This window comes from Pseudomonas sp. LBUM1659 (assembly GCF_059716045.1).
The window spans coordinates 2,823,646-2,843,086 of the sequence record NZ_CP166797.1 but is presented as its reverse complement, the minus strand read 5'-3'; the positions used below and the strand labels follow the sequence as shown (position 1 = coordinate 2,843,086).

The 19,441-nt window shown below is 57.8% G+C and carries 19 protein-coding genes; 9 read left to right on the top strand and 10 right to left on the bottom strand.

Annotated elements, in window-relative coordinates; genetic code table 11:
- Genes ACA048_RS12940 through fabI form a run of 3 tightly spaced genes read left to right on the top strand, consistent with a single transcriptional unit; the run spans position 1 to position 3,448 of the window.
- Positions 1-1,020, top strand: coding sequence for an ABC transporter permease (locus ACA048_RS12940; RefSeq protein ID WP_497629460.1), 1,020 nt, complete (start codon positions 1-3; stop codon positions 1,018-1,020).
- Between the two features lies 1 nt (position 1,021).
- On the top strand, positions 1,022-2,629 hold the full coding sequence (locus ACA048_RS12935) for an ABC transporter ATP-binding protein (protein ID WP_497629459.1): 1,608 nt from the start codon (positions 1,022-1,024) through the stop codon (positions 2,627-2,629).
- A 24-nt stretch (positions 2,630-2,653) separates the two neighbouring features.
- Positions 2,654-3,448, top strand: a complete 795-nt coding sequence (gene fabI, locus ACA048_RS12930; RefSeq protein WP_008152082.1) for an enoyl-ACP reductase FabI — start codon at positions 2,654-2,656, stop codon at positions 3,446-3,448.
- Positions 3,449-3,534: 86 nt separating this feature from the next.
- Here the strand turns inward: fabI and ACA048_RS12925 are convergent, their stop codons facing one another.
- Positions 3,535-3,888, bottom strand: a complete 354-nt coding sequence (locus ACA048_RS12925; protein WP_497629458.1) for a hypothetical protein — start codon at positions 3,886-3,888, stop codon at positions 3,535-3,537.
- Between the two features lie 367 nt (positions 3,889-4,255).
- Between ACA048_RS12925 and ACA048_RS12920 the strand changes: the two genes are divergently transcribed.
- A complete protein-coding gene (locus ACA048_RS12920; RefSeq protein WP_497629457.1) occupies positions 4,256-4,681 on the top strand; it encodes a VOC family protein in 426 nt (141 codons plus the stop codon).
- Here ACA048_RS12920 and ACA048_RS12915 read toward each other — a convergent pair.
- The 6 genes from ACA048_RS12915 to ACA048_RS12890 form a co-directional block, all read right to left on the bottom strand.
- Positions 4,659-5,249, bottom strand: coding sequence for a GGDEF domain-containing protein (locus ACA048_RS12915; RefSeq protein WP_497629456.1), 591 nt, complete (start codon positions 5,247-5,249; stop codon positions 4,659-4,661). The genes ACA048_RS12920 and ACA048_RS12915 overlap by 23 nt on opposite strands.
- 74 nt (positions 5,250-5,323) lie before the next feature.
- Positions 5,324-5,902, bottom strand: a complete 579-nt coding sequence (locus ACA048_RS12910; protein ID WP_497629455.1) for a hypothetical protein — start codon at positions 5,900-5,902, stop codon at positions 5,324-5,326.
- A gap of 1 nt (position 5,903) precedes the next feature.
- Positions 5,904-8,072: a xanthine dehydrogenase family protein molybdopterin-binding subunit gene (locus tag ACA048_RS12905; RefSeq protein WP_497629454.1), complete on the bottom strand. Its 2,169-nt coding sequence runs from the start codon at positions 8,070-8,072 to the stop codon at positions 5,904-5,906.
- Positions 8,073-8,092: 20 nt separating this feature from the next.
- Complete coding sequence (locus ACA048_RS12900) at positions 8,093-8,548, bottom strand: (2Fe-2S)-binding protein (protein ID WP_497629453.1); 456 nt, start codon at positions 8,546-8,548, stop codon at positions 8,093-8,095.
- A 178-nt stretch (positions 8,549-8,726) separates the two neighbouring features.
- Positions 8,727-9,881 carry an NnrS family protein gene (locus ACA048_RS12895; protein ID WP_497629452.1) on the bottom strand — a complete coding sequence of 385 codons (1,155 nt, stop codon included), beginning with the start codon at positions 9,879-9,881 and terminating at the stop codon, positions 8,727-8,729.
- A 1-nt stretch (position 9,882) separates the two neighbouring features.
- Positions 9,883-10,131 (bottom strand): transmembrane sensor/regulator PpyR, encoded by a 249-nt coding sequence (locus ACA048_RS12890; RefSeq protein WP_497629451.1) that lies wholly within the window; start codon positions 10,129-10,131, stop codon positions 9,883-9,885.
- 254 nt (positions 10,132-10,385) lie between these two features.
- Between ACA048_RS12890 and ACA048_RS12885 the strand changes: the two genes are divergently transcribed.
- From ACA048_RS12885 to ACA048_RS12865, 5 genes are all read left to right on the top strand, one after another.
- Positions 10,386-10,889 carry a VOC family protein gene (locus ACA048_RS12885; RefSeq protein ID WP_497629450.1) on the top strand — a complete coding sequence of 168 codons (504 nt, stop codon included), beginning with the start codon at positions 10,386-10,388 and terminating at the stop codon, positions 10,887-10,889.
- 35 nt (positions 10,890-10,924) lie between these two features.
- A complete protein-coding gene (locus ACA048_RS12880; protein WP_497629449.1) occupies positions 10,925-11,758 on the top strand; it encodes an AraC family ligand binding domain-containing protein in 834 nt (277 codons plus the stop codon).
- Positions 11,759-11,937: 179 nt separating this feature from the next.
- Complete coding sequence (locus ACA048_RS12875; protein WP_497629448.1) at positions 11,938-13,605, top strand: hypothetical protein; 1,668 nt, start codon at positions 11,938-11,940, stop codon at positions 13,603-13,605.
- Positions 13,606-13,629: 24 nt separating this feature from the next.
- Positions 13,630-14,658 (top strand): IS30 family transposase, encoded by a 1,029-nt coding sequence (locus ACA048_RS12870; protein WP_497625381.1) that lies wholly within the window; start codon positions 13,630-13,632, stop codon positions 14,656-14,658.
- Positions 14,659-14,922: 264 nt separating this feature from the next.
- Positions 14,923-16,722 carry a hypothetical protein gene (locus ACA048_RS12865; RefSeq protein ID WP_497629447.1) on the top strand — a complete coding sequence of 600 codons (1,800 nt, stop codon included), beginning with the start codon at positions 14,923-14,925 and terminating at the stop codon, positions 16,720-16,722.
- Positions 16,723-16,748: 26 nt separating this feature from the next.
- On the opposite strand, the gene ACA048_RS12860 is transcribed toward ACA048_RS12865, so the two are convergent.
- From ACA048_RS12860 to ACA048_RS12850, 3 genes are all read right to left on the bottom strand, one after another.
- Positions 16,749-17,336, bottom strand: coding sequence for a LysE family translocator (locus ACA048_RS12860; protein ID WP_497629446.1), 588 nt, complete (start codon positions 17,334-17,336; stop codon positions 16,749-16,751).
- A gap of 76 nt (positions 17,337-17,412) precedes the next feature.
- On the bottom strand, positions 17,413-18,921 hold the full coding sequence (locus ACA048_RS12855; RefSeq protein ID WP_497629445.1) for a tripartite tricarboxylate transporter permease: 1,509 nt from the start codon (positions 18,919-18,921) through the stop codon (positions 17,413-17,415).
- A 24-nt stretch (positions 18,922-18,945) separates the two neighbouring features.
- Complete coding sequence (locus tag ACA048_RS12850) at positions 18,946-19,440, bottom strand: tripartite tricarboxylate transporter TctB family protein (RefSeq protein ID WP_497629444.1); 495 nt, start codon at positions 19,438-19,440, stop codon at positions 18,946-18,948.
- Position 19,441 lies beyond the last annotated feature (1 nt).

The following is a 19,441-nucleotide window of genomic DNA, read 5'->3' as shown; positions in this document are numbered from 1 at the left end:
ATGAACCTGTCCCCGCTCAATCGACGCCGATTTGAACTGTTCAAGGCCAACAAACGTGGCTGGTGGTCGCTGTGGCTGTTTCTGCTGTTGTTCGGCCTGAGCCTTGGCGCCGAACTGATCGCCAACGACAAACCGCTGGTGGTGCATTACGACAACAGCTGGTACTTCCCTGCTCTCAAGCGCTACCCGGAAACCACTTTCGGCGGCGAATTCCCGCTGGAAGCCAATTACAAGAGCCCGTACATCCGCGAACTGCTCAAGGCCAAAGACGCCTGGGTGCTGTGGGCGCCGATTCCCTACAGCTATCAGAGCATCAACTACGACCTGAAAGTCCCGGCCCCGGCGCCACCGTCGACGGAAAACCTGCTCGGCACTGACGATCAGGGGCGCGACGTGCTGGCGCGGGTGATTTACGGCTTCCGGATCTCGGTGCTGTTTGCCCTGACCCTGACCATTCTCAGCTCGATCATCGGCGTGATTGCCGGGGCCTTGCAGGGTTTTTATGGCGGCTGGGTGGACCTGGCCGGGCAGCGTTTCCTGGAAATCTGGTCCGGCTTGCCGGTGCTGTACCTGCTGATCATCCTGGCCAGCTTCGTGCAACCAAACTTCTGGTGGTTGCTGGGGATCATGCTGCTGTTTTCGTGGATGAGCCTGGTGGACGTGGTGCGCGCCGAGTTCCTGCGTGGCCGCAACCTTGAGTATGTGCGTGCGGCGCGGGCGCTTGGGATGCAGAACGGTGCGATCATGTTCCGCCACATCCTGCCCAACGCCATGGTCTCGACCATGACGTTCATGCCGTTCATCCTGACCGGCGCCATCGGCACCCTGACCGCACTGGATTTCCTCGGTTTCGGCTTGCCACCCGGCGCGCCGTCGCTGGGTGAATTGGTGGCCCAGGGTAAATCCAACCTGCAAGCCCCATGGCTCGGCATCAGCGCGTTTGCGGTGCTGGCGATCATGTTGAGTTTGCTGGTGTTTATCGGCGAGTCCGCTCGCGATGCCTTCGACCCGAGGAAGTGAAATGAATCAGGACAATCTGATCGAAGTGCGCGACCTGTCCGTCGAGTTTGGCGTTGGCGAGCGCGTGCAACGGGTGGTCGAGGGCGTGAGCTTTGATATCCGCCGTGGCGAAACCCTGGCGTTGGTCGGTGAAAGCGGCTCGGGCAAGTCGGTTACAGCCCACTCGATCCTGCGCCTGCTGCCCTACCCGATCGCACGGCATCCGTCCGGCACCATTGAGTACGCGGGGAAAAACCTGCTGGACATGGGAGAGAGGTCCATCCGCCACATCCGCGGTAACCGGATCGCGATGATCTTCCAGGAGCCGATGACCTCGCTCAACCCGCTGCACTCCATCGAAAAGCAGATCAACGAAGTGCTGGGCATTCACAAAGGCCTTATCGGCAAAGTGGCGACCAAACGCACGTTGGAACTGCTGGAAATGGTCGGCATTCCCGAGCCGGAAAAACGCCTGAAAGCCCTGCCCCACGAATTGTCTGGCGGCCAGCGTCAGCGGGTAATGATCGCCATGGCCCTGGCCAATGAGCCGGAATTGCTGATCGCCGACGAACCGACCACGGCGCTGGACGTGACCGTTCAGCTGAAAATCCTCGAATTGCTCAAGGAATTACAGGCCCGGTTGGGCATGGCGCTGCTGCTGATCAGCCACGATTTGAACCTAGTGCGAAGAATTGCGCATCGCGTATGTGTCATGCAGCGTGGTTGCATCGTCGAACAGGCATCGTGCGAAGAGTTGTTCCGCGCGCCGCAGCATCCGTACACTCGGGAATTGCTGGCAGCGGAGCCCAGCGGCAAGCCGGCGACCAATGTTATCGGACCGCCATTGCTGCAAGTCGAAGACCTGAAAGTCTGGTTCCCGATCAAGAAAGGCCTGCTGAAAAAGACCGTTGACCACATCAAAGCAGTGGACGGGATCAATTTCAGCCTGCCGCAGGGGCAGACCCTGGGGATTGTGGGTGAAAGCGGCTCCGGCAAATCGACGCTCGGCCTGGCGATTTTGCGGCTGATCGGCAGCAAGGGCGCAATCCGTTTTGAAGGCAAGCAGCTAGACTGCCTGACGCAGAACGAGGTTCGGCCATTGCGGCGGGAGATGCAGGTGGTGTTTCAGGACCCGTTTGGCAGCCTGAGCCCACGGATGTGCGTGAGCCAGATCGTTGGCGAAGGCCTGCGGATCCACAAAATGGGCACCGAAGCGGAACAGGAACAAGCGATTATTGCGGCACTCAAGGAGGTAGGTCTGGACCCGGAAACCCGGCACCGCTACCCCCACGAATTTTCCGGCGGGCAACGGCAGAGAATCGCCATTGCCCGGGCATTAGTGTTAAAACCGGCGTTGATTTTGCTGGACGAGCCGACGTCGGCCCTCGACCGCACCGTACAACGCCAAGTGGTGGAGCTGCTGCGGTCACTGCAAACCAAGTACAACCTGACGTATTTGTTTATCAGCCATGACCTGGCTGTCGTCAAAGCGTTGAGCCACCAGCTGATGGTGGTCAAGCAGGGCCAAGTGGTCGAACAGGGAGACGCGCAAAGTATCTTTGCCGCCCCCAAACATCCGTATACACAGCAGTTGCTGGAAGCCGCTTTCCTGGCACCAGCCACTGCGTAATAACCTGAAAGAGAGGAGCAACACATGGGTTTTCTCGCCGGTAAGCGCGTACTGATCGTCGGTGTCGCCAGCAAGCTGTCCATCGCATCCGGCATCGCTGCCGCCATGCATCGCGAGGGCGCTGAGCTTGCCTTCACTTATCAGAACGACAAACTCAAGGGTCGTGTCGAAGAGTTCGCCCAGAGCTGGGGTTCCAACCCTGACCTGTGCTTCCCGTGCGACGTGGCCAGCGATGAAGAAATCGCCAAGGTCTTCGTTGAGCTGGGCAAGAAGTGGGATGGCCTGGATTGCATCGTGCACTCCGTCGGCTTCGCCCCGGGCGACCAACTGGACGGCGACTTCACCGAAGCCACCACCCGTGAAGGTTTCCGCATCGCTCATGACATCAGCGCCTACAGCTTCGTGGCCCTGGCCAAAGCCGGTCGCGAAATGATGAAAGGCCGCAACGGCAGCCTGCTGACCCTGTCGTACCTGGGCGCCGAGCGCACCATGCCAAACTACAACGTGATGGGCATGGCCAAGGCTTCGCTGGAAGCTGGCGTGCGTTACCTGGCCGGCTCCCTGGGCCCGGACGGCACCCGCGTCAACTGCGTATCGGCTGGCCCGATTCGCACCCTCGCCGCTTCCGGCATCAAGAACTTCCGCAAGATGCTGGCCGCCAACGAAGCGCAAACCCCGCTGCGTCGCAACGTCACCATCGACGAAGTCGGCAACGCCGGCGCCTTCCTGTGCTCGGACCTGGCGTCCGGCATCAGCGGCGAAATCATGTACGTAGACGGTGGTTTCAACACCACTGCGATGGGTAGTCTGGAAGAGTAATCTTGCGCTGACCCGAAAAAAACCGCCTGTTCAGGCGGTTTTTTTGTGCCTGCCCCCCACTGCTTAATGGAGTATTTATAGCACTTCTAACATGGAGGATAAGTTAACTTACCACTGCAGTTTGCAAGGTTTTTCACGTCCGGCTGATAAATTCGAAACACCCCAGACTTAGTATTATTGATCTCCCTCGTATGAAAGCTATTGGGATCTTCTGGATGTGTACCGCCTGACAGGCACGTTACATTTAGCTCACAGGTTGGAAATGGGCGCATTCCATCCGTAGGGGGTATATGCGTGATTGGCGTTACATTAAGCGTGCATTTACTCAAATTAGGATTTTTTGCCCATGCATCATCACAAATATCCGCCTGAGCTTGACCTGACAGATGCAAAAAACCAAAACCAATGATGATCAATGCGGATTTTTTTATGGCTTGCATAATCTTCTCCTCTGCACATCTAAGTACCAAACGATTGATAGTCAAGAAGCAGAACAATGTGCAAACCATATACGACAGACTCCGACCATATGATCAGAACACCACGATGACCTCATCGCGCCTTAACTTATTAGGCAGTTTTCAAGTCGCAGCTATTGACTTGTCTGCCTTAGACAATTCTCCAGAATGAACATCAAGTTCACAACTGTCACTTCTGACAGCAAACATCATTGAATGGCTATAAAAAACTATTTCTAATCGCGCAACCTTATTAATGCCAAATTCCCGCTTGGAAAAGTCACCTCTTGCGAACAAAACTCTGCTACTTGACTAAGCTCTGACTTTCTTTTCCGATAGGTTCCTGCTCATGCCACTCAGCCCTTTCCATCTGGCCATTCCAGTGTACGACCTGCCCGCCGCCCGGTATTTTTACCGTGAAGTGTTCGGTCTGGAAGAAGGTCGCTCCAGCGACCACTGGGTCGATTTCAATTTTTTCGGCCATCAGCTGGTGATTCACCTGGCGCCGAAAAATGCCTCCCAAGAAGCAGCGCACACCAATGCCGTAGACGGCCATAACGTGCCTGTTCCGCATTTCGGCGTGGTCTTGAGCATGAGTGAGTGGGAGGCCCTGGCGCAGCGCCTGACCGCCCTCGGCACGTCGTTCGTGATCGAACCGGGCATACGCTTTCAGGGGCTGGTGGGCGAGCAAGCGACGATGTTCCTGTTCGATCCGTGCGGCAATGCACTGGAATTCAAAGCCTTTAAAGACATCAGTCAGTTGTTTGCCAAGTGAACGCGTCCGCCTCGGCCAGCAGCCCTTCGATCGAGCCGTGACTCAGGGGGTCATATTCGATCTGGCCGAGACTGAAACGCAGGTCGTTCGCGCGATGGGCCGCGGTATTGCGCTCGGCAAGTATTTCTTCGAGCCGGGCCTTGATCGCGGCGAGTTCGACCGGACCTGAACCTGTAAACAGCGCGACAAATTTATCGCTGCCCAGTCGGCCAATGACATCGTTTTCGCGAAAGGCGATGCGCAGCACGTCAGCGAAGACTTTCAGCGCTTTGTCGCTCGCTGCCCGGCCATACAGGTAGTGCGTGCGTTTGAAATCATCGAGATTGAACAACAATAACGTGGCCGGTATCTCCAGCCGCTGACAGGCGTCCAGGCCTTGTTCGGCCAGCGTGGCGAACCCGTGACGGTTGGGAAGCAGGGTCAACTCGTCCATGCTCGCCATCTGCACGCCCAACAGTTCGTGCTCGGCCTTGCGCGCCAGGTCACGCAGCCATTCGCGCTCTTCCTGCGGGGATCGTAAAGGAACGGCCCCAGCACCTGGTTTGACCGGCTTGCCTGGGATTAGCATGACTCACTCCCTCAACGGACATGATCTTTAGAGTCGGTCATACCCGCATTGACTCCGCGTTAACGGACCGCCGGTCAACTGCCCACCAGCGGACAGGGCCCTCCCGCCTCCGCCCACAGCTTGAATTGCGTGACGAAGACGTCGTGAGGCACCGGCACCGGCGCCCTGCCCTCTCCGGGATTCCAGCCCCACAGCACCAACTTGTCGTCGCTGACATGCTTGATCAGGGCGGCGAAATCACGGTCGCCATTGCTGGAGCGGTCCTTGATCATCGTGCATAACTGGTCGGCTGGCAGACCGATCCAGGCCATTTTGTGCGCCGCGGGTGGCAAGCTCCAGTGCGGCGCTCCCGGTGGCGTATGTGGCCCGTAACTGGCCGGCGGATTGGACTCGGCGTGACACGTCACGCACGGCGACCCGGCCGCGCCCTTGCCATCCATCCCGCGCACCACGTTCATGGCATGAGGAATTCCGGCGTCGAATTGCAGCGGCGAATCGCCCGGAATATGGCAGTTCTGGCAACGCGGGCTTTGAAACACCTTCTGCACCGTTTCGAAGGCTTTTATCGCTTCCTTGTCGTCAGCAAACAGGTCCTCGGCGTAGCCTGCCAGGCCGATCAACAGCACCGCGCCCAGCATCAGATGTCGTTTCATGTCACACCCCCGACAGTTGCAGCGGTAGCTCACGCAAGCGCTGCCCGGTCAGGGCGAACACGGCGTTGGCGACCGCCGGCGCAGTAGGCGGAACACCGGTCTCGCCAATGCCGCCGGGCTTGTCGCTGCTCGGCAGGATATGCACTTCGACCACCGGCATTTCGTTCAACCGCAGCACCTGATAATCGTGGAAATTGGACTGCACCACCTGCCCGCCCCTTATGGTCAGTTTGCTGTGCAAAGCGAAGCTGAGGCCGAAGGTGATGCACGATTCCATCTGCGCGACGATGCTCTGCGGGTTGACCGCAATTCCGCAATCCACGGCGCACACCACCCGGTGCACGCGGATTTTCAGATTGTCCTGGGACACTTCAGCGACCTGCGCCACATAGCTGCCGAACGACTCGTGTACCGCCACGCCCAACGCGTGACCGTCGGGCAATGGTGCGCCCCAGTTGGCTTTCTCGACCGCCAGATTGAGCACGCCCAAGTGGCGCGGGTGGTTCTTGAGCAAGATTCGTCGGTATTCCACCGGATCCTTGCCGGCCGCCTCGGCCATTTCATCGATCAATGACTCCATGACGAATGCCGTGTGAGTGTGCCCGTCCGAGCGAAACCACAACACGGCGATGCCGGTTTTCGGTGAGTGCAGTTCCACCTGGTGATTGGCCAGGTCTTCGATGTATGGGCTATCGGCGACGCCTTCGACCGAGGTCTTGTCGACACCACCCTTGACCATGCTCGCCTCCAGCATCGTGTCGGCCATAATCGACTGCCCGACCAGCACATGCTTCCAGGCCACCGGCAAACCATCGGCATCCAGCCCGATATTGGCCTGATGCAGGAACATCGAACGGTAGTAACCGCCGCGGATGTCGTCCTCACGGGACCACACGGTTTTCACCGGCGCACCCGCTGCCTTGGCGACCTGCACCGCTTCAGCGACAAAATCGGAAGTCGGATTGGCCCGGCGACCAAAACCACCGCCGAGAAACTCAGTATGAATCTCCACCTGTTCGGGTTTTAGCCCGGTAATTTTTCCGGCGATCATTTGATCCAGCGTCTGAAACTGGGTGCCGGTCCAGATCTCGCATTTGTCCTTACTGATTTTCACCGTGCAATTGAGCGGTTCCATGGGCGCATGGGCCAGGTACGGCACGCTGTATTCGACGTTGATCTTCTTCGTTGCTTTGCCCAGTGCGGCAGTTGCATCGCCCGCCTTACTGGCCGAAATACCTGGCGTGGCGGCGAATTTGCGGAAACTCTCCAGCAGTTTCTGGCTGTCCAGGCTGGTGTTCGGCCCCAAGTCCCAATCGACTTTCAGCGCATCGCGCCCCAGCTTTGCCGCCCAGAAATGATCGGCAATCACCGCAACGCCCGTGGGCACTTGCACCACTTTATGCACGCCCGGCACCGCCAGCGCTTCGGCGCCTTCGAACGATTTGACGCTACCACCGAAAACGGGCGGCCGGGCAACCATAGCGGTCATCAAACCGTTGAACTGCACGTCCATACCGAACTTGGCCTGGCCCGTAATTTTCTCCGGCGTGTCCAGGCGTTTGGTGGGTTTACCGATGATCTTCCAGTCCTTGGCCTCCTTGAACTTGATCGAGGCCGGATCCGGCACCGGCAGCTGGCCGGCGTCATCAGCCAGCTCGCCATAGGTGGCGCGCTGGTCGCCCGCGATGACCACGCCTGATTCGGTGCGAATCTGCGAAGGCGCAACATCAAACCGCTTGGCTGCCGCTTCGACCAACATCAGGCGTGCTGCCGCACCCGCCTGGCGGTAGCGGTCGAACTCCATCCAGGTCGAGGTCGAGCCCCCGGTGATCTGCATGCCGCCAAAACCGGCCATCCCGTACTCAGCGGCCGAGGCCGGTGAGTGTTCGACGCGGATTTTCGACCAGTCAGCGTCCAGTTCTTCGGCGATCAACATGGTCAGGCCGGTCCAGATGCCCTGGCCCATTTCCGAATGGCCGAGCAGCACGGTGACGCTGTTGTCGTTGCCGATCCGCAGGAAGGCATTGGGCGCAAAAATGTTGCCTTGATTCTCCGCGCCCAAGGCAAAGCGATGGGCACCGGGGATGACAAACGCCACCACCAGACCACTGCCCAACAGGGCGCTGCCCTTGAGAAAACCACGGCGCGACAACGGGTTGATGCTGTTCATGGTTTCAGACTCCCTGAACGTCAACCCATCTCGGCGGCACGTTTGACCGCCGCGCGAATCCTTGGGTAGGTGCCGCAGCGGCAGATGTTGCCGGAGAGCGCCTGATCGATGTCGCTGTCGGTGGGTTGGGGAATCTTCGCCAGCAACGCGGCGGCGGACATGATTTGCCCGGACTGGCAGTAACCGCACTGCACCACATCGAGTTCGACCCAGGCTTGTTGCACCGGGTGCGAACCGTTGGTGGACAGGCCTTCGATGGTGAGGATTTTCTGTCCGTGGGACACGGCTGTAGCGGGTGTGATGCAGGAACGCAACGGCGCGCCGTCGACGTGCACGGTGCAGGCGCCGCACTGGGCCATGCCGCAGCCGAATTTGGTGCCGGTGAGGTGCACAACATCGCGTAGCACCCAGAGCAGCGGCATGTCCGCCGGGACATCGAGCTCCTGATCCTTGCCATTGATGTTGAGGGTCAGCATTGTGATTGACCTCAGACTCATGGTGTTCTGAAGGGCGTCGCTGTGACAATCAACTGCCTACGCGTGCCTTGGGGTTATCCCTTCAGCTAAGCGCAAAATGCCGGGCGAGATCGGTTCATCGACCACCGGTCACCCCTTGAAGACCAACGTGATGGCTTCGTAGGGTGGCCTGGGGGCACTAGACCCTTGGCGTGAACAGGATCGTCGTGTAGCGCGTCAGGAACAGGCCGAACGCCGCGCACCACAGCAGCGCCGAAAGTCCCAGCCCTACCCCGGAAAACGGAACCAGCAACACCCGGCAGACGCCAGCGACGATCAGCAAGGCAAAGCCCAGCACCACGGTTTTCGACGGCTGTAACAGGCGCCCGGTGTGGCCAAGGCTGACGCGGGCAATCATCGCCAGGATCAACCCGCCGATGCCGCCCACGGCCAGCGCATGGGTGGCCAGACTTTGTTGTGGCATCAACCCCGCATGCCACAGCGCCATCGTCAGCGCGGCCATGAGCAGCCAGGCGTACGCCAGGTACAGCGACCACAGCAGCGGCACCCGCCAAATGCCTCGATCATGCCAGCGCCACAAACGCAGCAAATGCAAAGTGCCCATCAGCAAAAACAACGCTGCCAACCACACCCTCGGGATATCGTTGAAACCACTGGCGAAGGACAGCGCCGCCAACAACGAACTCACCAGCAGGATTTTAGTGGGTAACGAATGCGCCGCAGGCGTGGCGGGACGGTTCAAGCCGCGTTGAATGAAAAACGGGATGACCCGCCCGCCAATCACCGTCATCAGCGCTGCCACCAGCCACAGGGCCGCCAGCACACCGCGGCGCTGCAGCCCGACGTCATCAGTGGCGATCCCCCATAGCGTCAGCGCCTGGCAGCCGGCTATCAAGGCTACCACCAACAAAATCGGATAGTTCTCACGCTTGCCGGCCGCCACCAAATCTCGCCCCAACATCCACGCCAGCAACGGCAGAAAAGGTGCCTGCAGAGCAATCAACAGGGGCGCAGGGATCGGCAGCAACCACGCCAATCGCGCCAGCAACCACACCAGCACCAGACCGATCAAAGGCCAGCCGCTCAAGCCGGGACGCCCGGTCCAGTTCGGCACCGCCGTCAACAGAAACCCGGCGATGATGGCCGTGGCAAACCCGAACGGCATCTCGTGCCGATGCCAGCTCAACATGCCGCCCATCGGTTGCGCACCGGGCAAGCGGCCATACAGCCACAGCGCCCAGATCGCCACCGTGACTGCCGCAAACACGGCGCCGGCGAAAAAGAACGGTCGAAATCCGAGGCTGAATACCGGTGCAGCGGCGAGTTTTCTCATCTCAAGCCACCGCATAGGTCAGGCCTTTACCCAACCGATACTGAGCCAACAGGCGCATGACGTAGCCAATCTTGAGTAAGGTCGGCCCGATGATGGTCATGGCATGCATCGACACCAACACCACGATCGGCAAATGACCGCCGTACAGGTAGGCGCCATAGATACCGGCAAACAGCATGGCCAGGCCAGCGCCAAGCACTTTGCTCGACAGGTTCAAAACGGTCAGAGGGTTATCGAAAAAATCGAACATTTTGTCGTACTCCTGAATCGGGCCAGTTGTACGTTCGGATTATCAAGTCTCGTGCCAGCTATTTAAACCTTTTAAATCAATACCTTGAGAAACATGAAGTCATATCGACCCCACCGAAAAATAGTCTATATGACCTTGCATCTAGTCATTTTGACTTCTATTTTCATCAGGTTAACGATCTACGGTCCAACTGATCTTCGACAAGCTGACTACGCTGATAGTCCAGCATGAGTAACCCGAAGAGGAGCACCACCATGCAACGCGTGCAAAAACTCACGCCCTGTCTCTGGTTCGACACTCAGGCCGAAGATGCGGCGAAGTATTACTGTTCAATCTTCGATCATTCAAAAATCACCGGCACCACTCATTACGGCAAGGCTGGCCAAGAGGTTCACGGCATGCCTGAAGGCCTGGTGCTGACGGTCAGCTTTGAGCTGGACGGGCAACCTTTTACCGGCCTCAATGGCGGCCCCCATTTCAAGTTCAATGAAGCGGTTTCCTTTCAGGTCAACTGCCAGACACAGGAAGAAATCGACCATTACTGGGGCACGCTTTCCGCCGGTGGCGTGCCGCAGGCTCAGCAGTGTGGCTGGCTCAAGGACAAATACGGGCTGTCATGGCAAATCGTCCCGATCCCGTTCATGGAGATGTTGAAAGACCCGGACACGACCAAGTCCCAGCGCGCTATGCAAGCCATGATGCAGATGAAAAAACTCGACATCGCAGCCTTGCAACGAGCCTTTGACGGCGAGAGCTAATACACTCCAGGGCTGACCTGCCGAGGACGCTGACGATGAAGCACGCCGCCGCAAAAAACGATGACAAGGCCCCGCGCTTCTGGCGTGATGACGCCCTGCCCTTCATCGAGGCCCGTTCCATCGCCGACGGTCGCGACGTCTGCTACACCCGGCATGCCCACGAGCACTTTTCCATCGGTGCGATCACTGCCGGGTGCAGCACCTACTTGCATGAGCAAGCGGCGTTTGAGGTCAGTACCGGCACCGTGGTGCTGATGAATCCCGACGACGTTCACGCCTGCAATCCGATCGACGACCAGCCATGGTCGTACCTGATGCTGTACGTCGAAACCCCTTGGCTGACCGACTTGCAGCATCAGCTTGGATTCAGCCAGGGCTCGGCGTTTCGGCGGTTTTCCACCACCCATACCCGCGATATCCACTTGTTTGCCGGCCTCAAAGGTCTGTACGAAATACTGGTCGATCCCCTGCAGGACGTACTGTGCAAACACAGCGCGGCGGTGGAGTTTTTCACTGACGTAGAACAGCGGCTCAACCCCGCTGACCAACCGCTGCGCGAACCCAATTTCAAGCTGGAACGCGCTGCTGACTACATCCGCGACAACTGCACGCAGCTGCTCAAGCTTGAGGACATTTGTGAGGCGGCTCAACTGTCGCCGTCGTACCTGATTCGCGCCTTCAAACAGCATTACTGCATGACGCCCCATGCGTTTCTGGTCAACCGGCGTATCCAGTTCGCCCGCGACCAATTGCGCAGTGGCAAGTTGATTGCCGATGTAGCGCTGGAAGCGGGGTTTGCTGATCAGGCGCATTTTCAACGGGCGTTTAAACAGCACCTGGCGGCGACACCGGGGCAGTATCGCGGTTAACGCTTTAAGTGACGTTCGATCTTACATAATTCAAAATACGTTAGTTAGGTTTTTACCAACTAACCGCCCCAACTCTTTCCATAGAATGAAACACACAGACATATACGCGCGATAACAATTCCCCGCACACTCAATTAGGCTCCCGCCCCACACCACAACCAGAAGACGGAGCTTCCAACTTGAGCGATTTAAACAACCCTCTCTTTCAATCCAATAACCAACATCAAAAACAATTGATCATCGAAGCCATTTCCAACTTTAGTGGTGATCAATACGTAAAAGAAGCAATAGGATGGGATTGGGGCCGTTTGGCGGCCACCCGCGTAACAGGCGCCGATCTGAATGACCTTCATTGTCCGGGGGCTTTTAGTTTGACGAGGCTTATCCGGCACCCTGACTTTGTCAGGATCCGCTCCGAAGAATCCCTCCCACAACCAGTGGCCTTTCACGTCGATGAAAATGCGCGTATTTATTACGTCTACGAAAATCTCAGCAGCCACCAAAGTGAGGACACTCACGTCAACGTCCCTTACTTTTCTGCTGGTGTAGACATCACCCAGCATTTCTCCGGTGTCGCGGATTTCGATGAAAGCCTCAGCCTCTTGGCCAGCATCGCAAAGATGACCGGCGGGATGGTTACGTCAAGCAAACACATTACAGTCGGTCAGTGGTTACGCTTCCACGGATTGCCACTTCCCACCACTGAAGAAGGCGCAGCCGAACTCATTGTTTTACTCAATTTCGCCACCCTTCCCGAAAACTCACCGTATGAGAACTACTGGCAGTTGCTGGATTGCCCCGAAGACTCACCGTTCAAGCTGACGGCAGAAAACCGCGCAATCATTCGTCGGGTCACTGAAGAAGAAACAGAAGGCTTGATTTCGTTGGCTGCGCTGTACGGTCGATCGGTGGTACTCGAAAGCGGTTCTCCAGACCGGGTACCTGCCCGACTGCCCCGTCTGATCGACAGCGCGGTAGGAGCCTCGGTCAATGGGCAAGCGTATATCGACGCACTCGGCTGGTTCGCCGAAGACAAAGATCCCAAGCCGTCAGAGCAGTTCATAGAGCAACTAATGGTTGCTGTGATGTTGCTCGATCTTGACCTTGACGCCGACATCGCCAACACCGCGTTTGCAGGCTTTGACTTGTACTCCAAGCGTTACTTGTTGAACCGGCCAATGGAGGTGCGCCGGCAACTGGAACTGCATCTGGTCGATACACTCGGGCTCGACACCCTGATCGCGCCGCTGGTGGCCGAGTTGATTCTGGGGGGGATGGCCCCGGAGTATCTGGCCCTGGATCTGCCGGAGAAATTGCGGATCGGCACCCCTGGCTGGGTTGTCTTCACCCAATCCGTGAACTTTGCAGAAGCTGTCGCCCCGGGTATTTCTCGAAGCATGAGCTACCAGCACTTGCTCGGTTTCAGTCGGCTGTCGGAGCTATCCCCTCAACTGGAGACAATGTTTGCTGCGACCTCGGCTGACCCGGTGATGACCTGGGCAGTCATGAACAACCTGATTACTCGTGACGCCGGGGGCAAACTGAGCCAGGAAGCCGTTACCCTCGCGTTGAGTAAATACAACCAGTACGTCGATCTGATAACGAATGCCGCGAGCAAACTTGGCAAACCAATACCCCATCGCAAGCCGCTGGCTCTAAAAGCACTGAAAGCCGAGATACCTGACTGTGACCCTGAGGAGCTCCTGGTTAAACATCGCGGCACGGGGGGTGGCGCAGGCAGGAAGGTATCGGTTATCGATCTGTACTTGGGGGATGAACTTCACACCGAGAATTGGGACCGCCCCAAGGGAAACAGGGCGGCCGCAAAAACTGAGTGCAACACCTGACCATTTCGGTACGGTGTTGCCCTTATGTCCTATCACGAACTCAGTATCGAAGAACGCGTCACTATCCAACTCGGTTTGGCCCAAGGCTTTAGTCAGCGAAGGATCGCCCGCTTGATCAACCGAGCGCCCTCGACCATAAGCCGAGAGCTACGTCGTAACCGGGAGGGAGGTAGCCGCTATTTGGTGCGAACTGCTCAGCAACGGATGCAGGTTCGCCGTCGTCTCTGTCGGCCCAAACGTAAGCTACTGCCGGGCAGTGAGCGGCTGGAGTTAGTGGCCCATATGCTGCGTGAGCGTTTGTCTCCTGAGCAGATTAGCGGCAAGCTGCGCAGCATGAACATACCCAGCCTCAAAGACGCCTACGTCTGCCGCGAGACGATCTATACCGCGATCTACGCCTTGCCGGTCGGTGAGCTGCGCAAGGAGCTGATCATCTGCTTGCGCCAAGGTAAGACCTCCCGTAGGCCGCGCTCTGGTGGAGTGGATCGGCGCGGCCAGATCCCCGAGATGGTCAGCATTCATGTGCGACCACCGGAGATTGAAGACCGGTTAACCCCGGGGCATTGGGAAGGCGATCTGATCAAGGGCAAAGCCAACGCCTCGTCTGTAGGCACCTTGGTGGAACGTACCAGCGGCTACTTGATGTTGGTGAAAATGAACGATGCGACAGCGACCTCTGCGATGGAAGGCTTTTGTGCTGCGCTCAATCGCATGCCGCTGGCGATGCGTAAAAGCATGACCTACGACCAGGGCCGGGAGATGGCGAGACATATCGAAATCACGCAGAGGACCGGTGTGGCGATCTATTTCTGTGATCCGCACAGCCCTTGGCAGCGCGGGAGTAACGAAAATATTAACGGACTAATCCGCCAATACTTGCCCAAGGGGACTGACTTGTCAGTCCACAGCCAGGAAGAGCTTGATGCCATAGCGCTGCAATTGAACATGCGCCCACGCAAACGCTTCGATTTTAAATGTCCAATCGAAGTGATGGGTCAAGTAATGCAAAAGGCCATCGCTATGCGGCATGATGGCCCGACTTCAAATCAATAACCGTGTTGCACTCAGCTCCTGCAACCGCCCAGCATTTACCACTCATTCCCTCAACTGACCAGCCTGTTTCCGATTGCCGATATATACGAAGAGGCTATAGACAAATATTACAGAGAAATAACCGAGGCACTGACCAGCAACATAGTCATTGCACTGTCGCAATTAAAACCCGAAGACGCCGACTACCTAGAGTACGGCGCTCTTGATATTTATTGCATTCGACAATTTACAAAACTCACCTTTTCAGCTGTACGACCAGGCATTGTGACTGATCCTATTGCTGCCCCGGGAACAACGGGGCGTTTTGGTGTCATCCTGTGTGCCAAATGGCGAGATAACGTTCGGTGTTATGAAATTTTTCCATTAAGACTGGAATGCAATCCCAATCAACAACTTGAAGCTCTGTTTCGTCCGCTGTCGGGTCGGAATCTGAATGACTTTGAGCCAGACGTTGCTGACCACAAAGTTATCGAGAACATACCGGTCGATGTAGACGCCTATCTTCAGAACCTTGAGCAAAGGGTCAATGTTCATTCCAAAGTATTTATCCGAAAAATCGGCGAGCTCAAGGCACCGCTGGATGACACAGCGCCGGCATCTCCACCCCCTTATTTGCGGTCGCCGCGACAAAAGGCTATCGGCCACCTAATTGCTGAGGAAAACCCATATTTCACCGAAGATGAGCTGAAGCAATTGGGTTTCGATCAGACCGTACGGGAACGGGCCATAGAAAAGACCGATTCGATCTTCAACAGCATTCTCAACCTGATCATTCCCTTCAAGGAGTGCATCGAGGAACTGTCCTCTGGGGTTGCGTCCAGGCAGAAGAGCGCAATCGCTGGGTGCGTCATGGACGCGGCCCTGGTCGCTATGTCGTTTGCAGCCGTGCCGGGGAAAATTGCCGCCACCACCACCAAAATTGCCACCGTGGCAACCCGGCTATTGTCTGCTTCCAAAGTGCTCAGCCGGACAATCCTCAGCCTGTTCAATCCACTGGACGGCCTCCCGCCATTGCTCCAGGGGGGCGGAAAGCTGTTGGGGCGAAGTCTGACGAAGCTGAGCACTCATTCTCACGCCGTATCCCATTTGGCCAGGAAGCAATTGAGTCATCTGACAGCCGTGAACAGTTATGACCTGATCAAGGCGATCGACCATACCGGATCCGCTCCACGGATCCGTATGTCTCTGGACACAGTGGCCCACGGCCGTGCGTTATTGAAGGACGACAGCATTGAAACAGTCGAACAGGTTGTGACGACTTTGGGTAACAAGAACACTCGCCTGCCGAGTGACGCCAGCCAAATCGAACTGGAACATCTGTTTAATAATGCGCTCATCGAATCTACGGCCAAGCTCAAACAAGCGCAAAATCTGGAGTCGTTGATCGGCCGAACCGCACTGGACGATCTGTTCACAGCCGTTTTGGAAAGATCAAAACTTGGCTACTCCACGGCACGCTCCGGATACGGCGCACAAGACTACGCCGACTTTCTGGGCACCTTTGCCGAGTTGGAAACGAAGAAAGTCAAATACATGAATAGCTATCAGCAAAATGTGCTGAAACAGGATCTGGGCAAGGCGCCCTATAACGACGTCATGCCGGAGGCGACCTTCAACCCTCAAGGCTTTACCGATAACGCCCAAAGAGCTGGGGCCTGGATCGTGAACGGCTCGACTTCCCGAGGCAACGACCTCGATAGCATGGTTGCCGTACTGCGCGAGTTTGCGGGTAACAACAAAGCCCTGACAGATCCGGCACTCATCAAAGAGGTGCACGCCCGCATTGCACCTGCTTCCGCCGAGGTCGTGCGGGTCGGAGTCAGCGACAAAAAATACGGAACCCATATCAGTGGGTTCGCCGCGATGGAACAGCATCTCAAAACCCTGGATACCGGACATGAGCACTTTGACAAACATTTGCTGGCATCCGTTGTCGGTTTCCACGGTTTGGGCGACGGCAACGGGCGTACGGGTCGTGCGCTGTATGCCATCAGCCAACTACGAGCCAATCGATTCTCGCCGCTGACCAAACACGAGTTCAGTTTGCTGCACGGACTGGATTAAGACGAATGCCTGGGGCTGCGGTGCGTTCAGGACAAAAGCAGATAAACCGCACTGCCCCCCAGCAACGACGCCATGACCCGATTGAACAAACGCATACCGACGGGGTTGTGCAAATAGCCCTGTAAAAATGTGCCTGCGTACGCCCAGCAAGCCACCGACAGATAACAGATCACCAGATACACCGTTGCAAACTGCCAAACCAACCGCGCCTCGCCGTCCGCGACGAAGGCGCCCATCCCCGCCACGCAGGCCAGCCAGGCTTTCGGGTTGAGCCATTGCATGACCGCGCCATACACCATCGATGGCGCCTTTCCCGACGCCTTGGCATCGAGACGACCATCGTCCGCCGCCAGTTTCCAGGCCATGAACAACAAAAACGCCACGCCCGCCAATTGCACCACCCGCGTCAGCGCTGGCCACAGCTGCAAGACCTCATGCAATCCCAGCCCCAACAACACCAGCAACACAACAAACCCCAGGGTTGCCCCGGCAACGTGCCGTTGACTGGCGCGAAAGCCAAACTGCGCGCCCGAACTCAACGCCACAATATTCACCGGCCCCGGCGTTATAGACGCCACCAGCGCAAACGTCGCCATGGAGATAATCAGACTCATCGCACACCTTCTTCAATTCAGGGAAATCAGCGCTCAAGTTACTGAGCGCGCTGCCCCGCGTATTGAAGAAAACTGCCTAATCATCCTCATGCAATTTGATGCCCCGAGCGTGGAGCAAATGCGGAACGATCAACACCAAAAGCGTCAGCGCGAGGAACGACGCCGCGATGGGTTGCGTGACAAAGATCAGCCAGTCGCCCTCGCTGATGGACAAGGCGTTGCGCAGTTGTTTTTCAGCCATAGGCCCCAGCAACATACCGACGATCACCGGCGCCACGGGGAAATCGAAACGCCGCATCAACACCCCGCCCCAGCCAATGCCGAGCATCAGCAGCAGATCGAATGATGAATGACGCATGCCATACACGCCGATGGTGGCAAACACCAGAATGCCGGCATTCAAGTAAGGCCGGGGAATTTGCAGCAGCTTGACCCACAGCCCCACCAGCGGCAGGTTCAGCACCAACAGAATGACGTTGCCGATGTACAGCGAGGCGACGAGGGTCCAGACCAGGTCACCCGAGGTCTGGAACAACATCGGGCCCGGTTGCAGGTTGTAATTCTGGAACGCGGCCAACAGGATGGCCGCCGTGGCGGAGGTTGGAATGCCCAGCGTCAGCAGCGGCACCAACGAACCGGTCGCGCTGGCGTTGTTGGCCGCCTCGGGGCCAGCAACCCCTTCAATCGCGCCTTCGCCCTTGCTGCCCGCAAACTCTTTCGGGTACTTGCTCAGCTTGCGCTCGGCCGAATAGGACAGAAACGTCGGAATCTCGGCACCACCGGCCGGAATCGAGCCGAACGGGAAACCGATCAGCGTGCCACGCAGCCAGGCCGGAACCGAGCGTTTCCAGTCGGCGCGGGTCATCCACAACGAGGTCAAGCGGTGCCGGCTTACGGGTTCTTCTTTTTGGTACAGAAGGCTGTATAACGCCTCTCCCACGGCAAACAAACCGACCGCCACCAGCACCACTTCGATGCCATCCACCAACTCTGGCACTCCCAGCGTGTAACGGGCGATTCCCGAGGTCGAGTCCAGCCCGATCAAGCCGATGGCCAGGCCAACCCCAAGCGAGGCGAAACCGCGCAGCATCGACGCGCCAAGTACTGCCGACACGGTGGTGAACGACAGCACCAGAATCGCGAAATATTCCGCCGGGCCAAATTTCAGCGCCAGCGTGGCGACGACGGGGGCAAACAGGGTCAGCAGAATCGTGGCGATGGTCCCGGCCACGAATGAACCGATCGCCGCCGTGGCAAGTGCCGGCCCGGCCCGGCCGTTGCGGGCCATCAAGTTACCTTCCAGGGCCGTGACCATGGAGGATGACTCCCCCGGCGTGTTGAGCAAAATGGAGGTGGTCGAGCCGCCAAACTGCGCGCCGTAGTAGATGCCGGCGAACATGATCAGCGCGCCAGTGGGATCGACCTTGGCGGTGATTGGCAACAACAGCGCGACGGTCAGCGCCGGTCCTATACCGGGCAACACGCCAATCGCCGTGCCGAGCAAACAGCCGATAAAACCCCACATCAAGTTGATTGGTGACAGCGCGGCGGAAAACCCCATCGCCAGGCTTGCGAGAATATCCACCGGGTTGATCTCCTTCAGCCCGGCTCAGATCCAGGCGTTGACAAGGGGCGGCAGGGAAACCCCGAGCCCGGCGTTGAACAGCCAGTAAATCGGCAGCGTCAAGGCAATGCCGATGGCCAGGTCCCGAAGCGGATGGCGACTGCCAAACCCGCGTGCCGAACAGGCAAACAGCAGCCCGGCAGCGAGGACGAAGCCGATGAGGTTGATCAGCACAGCCACCCCTACCAGCCCCGCAGTGACCCACGCCGCACCGGGTTTGCCACCGGGCAATGCTTTGGCAGACTCGTCATCGTGGTCCGCCAATTCGCGAAAGCCACCGGTGCAGGCTTGATAACTGAGCAGCAACCCAACGACACCCAGGAACACCGCCAGCCCAGAGGGATAGACATACGCGGGCAAAATGACGAAGCCCATTTCGGGCGGAAACCGCCAGGCACCGACCGCCAGTACGGCACTGATGGCGATCAGGCCAAGGCCAATGGCCAACTGTGGCGGCACAAGCTTGCGCATCCCGGCCATG

Coding starts and splice junctions, on each gene's coding strand:
- ACA048_RS12850 (WP_497629444.1), bottom strand. CDS start 19,440: ATGGCCGGGATGCGCAAGCTTGTGCCGCCACAGTTGGCCATTGGCCTT.
- ACA048_RS12880 (WP_497629449.1), top strand. CDS start 10,925: ATGAAGCACGCCGCCGCAAAAAACGATGACAAGGCCCCGCGCTTCTGG.
- ACA048_RS12920 (WP_497629457.1), top strand. CDS start 4,256: ATGCCACTCAGCCCTTTCCATCTGGCCATTCCAGTGTACGACCTGCCC.
- ACA048_RS12900 (WP_497629453.1), bottom strand. CDS start 8,548: ATGCTGACCCTCAACATCAATGGCAAGGATCAGGAGCTCGATGTCCCG.
- ACA048_RS12860 (WP_497629446.1), bottom strand. CDS start 17,336: ATGAGTCTGATTATCTCCATGGCGACGTTTGCGCTGGTGGCGTCTATA.
- ACA048_RS12870 (WP_497625381.1), top strand. CDS start 13,630: ATGTCCTATCACGAACTCAGTATCGAAGAACGCGTCACTATCCAACTC.
- ACA048_RS12905 (WP_497629454.1), bottom strand. CDS start 8,072: ATGAACAGCATCAACCCGTTGTCGCGCCGTGGTTTTCTCAAGGGCAGC.
- ACA048_RS12910 (WP_497629455.1), bottom strand. CDS start 5,902: ATGAAACGACATCTGATGCTGGGCGCGGTGCTGTTGATCGGCCTGGCA.
- ACA048_RS12895 (WP_497629452.1), bottom strand. CDS start 9,881: ATGAGAAAACTCGCCGCTGCACCGGTATTCAGCCTCGGATTTCGACCG.
- ACA048_RS12925 (WP_497629458.1), bottom strand. CDS start 3,888: ATGCAAGCCATAAAAAAATCCGCATTGATCATCATTGGTTTTGGTTTT.
- ACA048_RS12885 (WP_497629450.1), top strand. CDS start 10,386: ATGCAACGCGTGCAAAAACTCACGCCCTGTCTCTGGTTCGACACTCAG.
- ACA048_RS12940 (WP_497629460.1), top strand. CDS start 1: ATGAACCTGTCCCCGCTCAATCGACGCCGATTTGAACTGTTCAAGGCC.
- ACA048_RS12935 (WP_497629459.1), top strand. CDS start 1,022: ATGAATCAGGACAATCTGATCGAAGTGCGCGACCTGTCCGTCGAGTTT.
- ACA048_RS12915 (WP_497629456.1), bottom strand. CDS start 5,249: ATGCTAATCCCAGGCAAGCCGGTCAAACCAGGTGCTGGGGCCGTTCCT.
- fabI (WP_008152082.1), top strand. CDS start 2,654: ATGGGTTTTCTCGCCGGTAAGCGCGTACTGATCGTCGGTGTCGCCAGC.
- ACA048_RS12890 (WP_497629451.1), bottom strand. CDS start 10,131: ATGTTCGATTTTTTCGATAACCCTCTGACCGTTTTGAACCTGTCGAGC.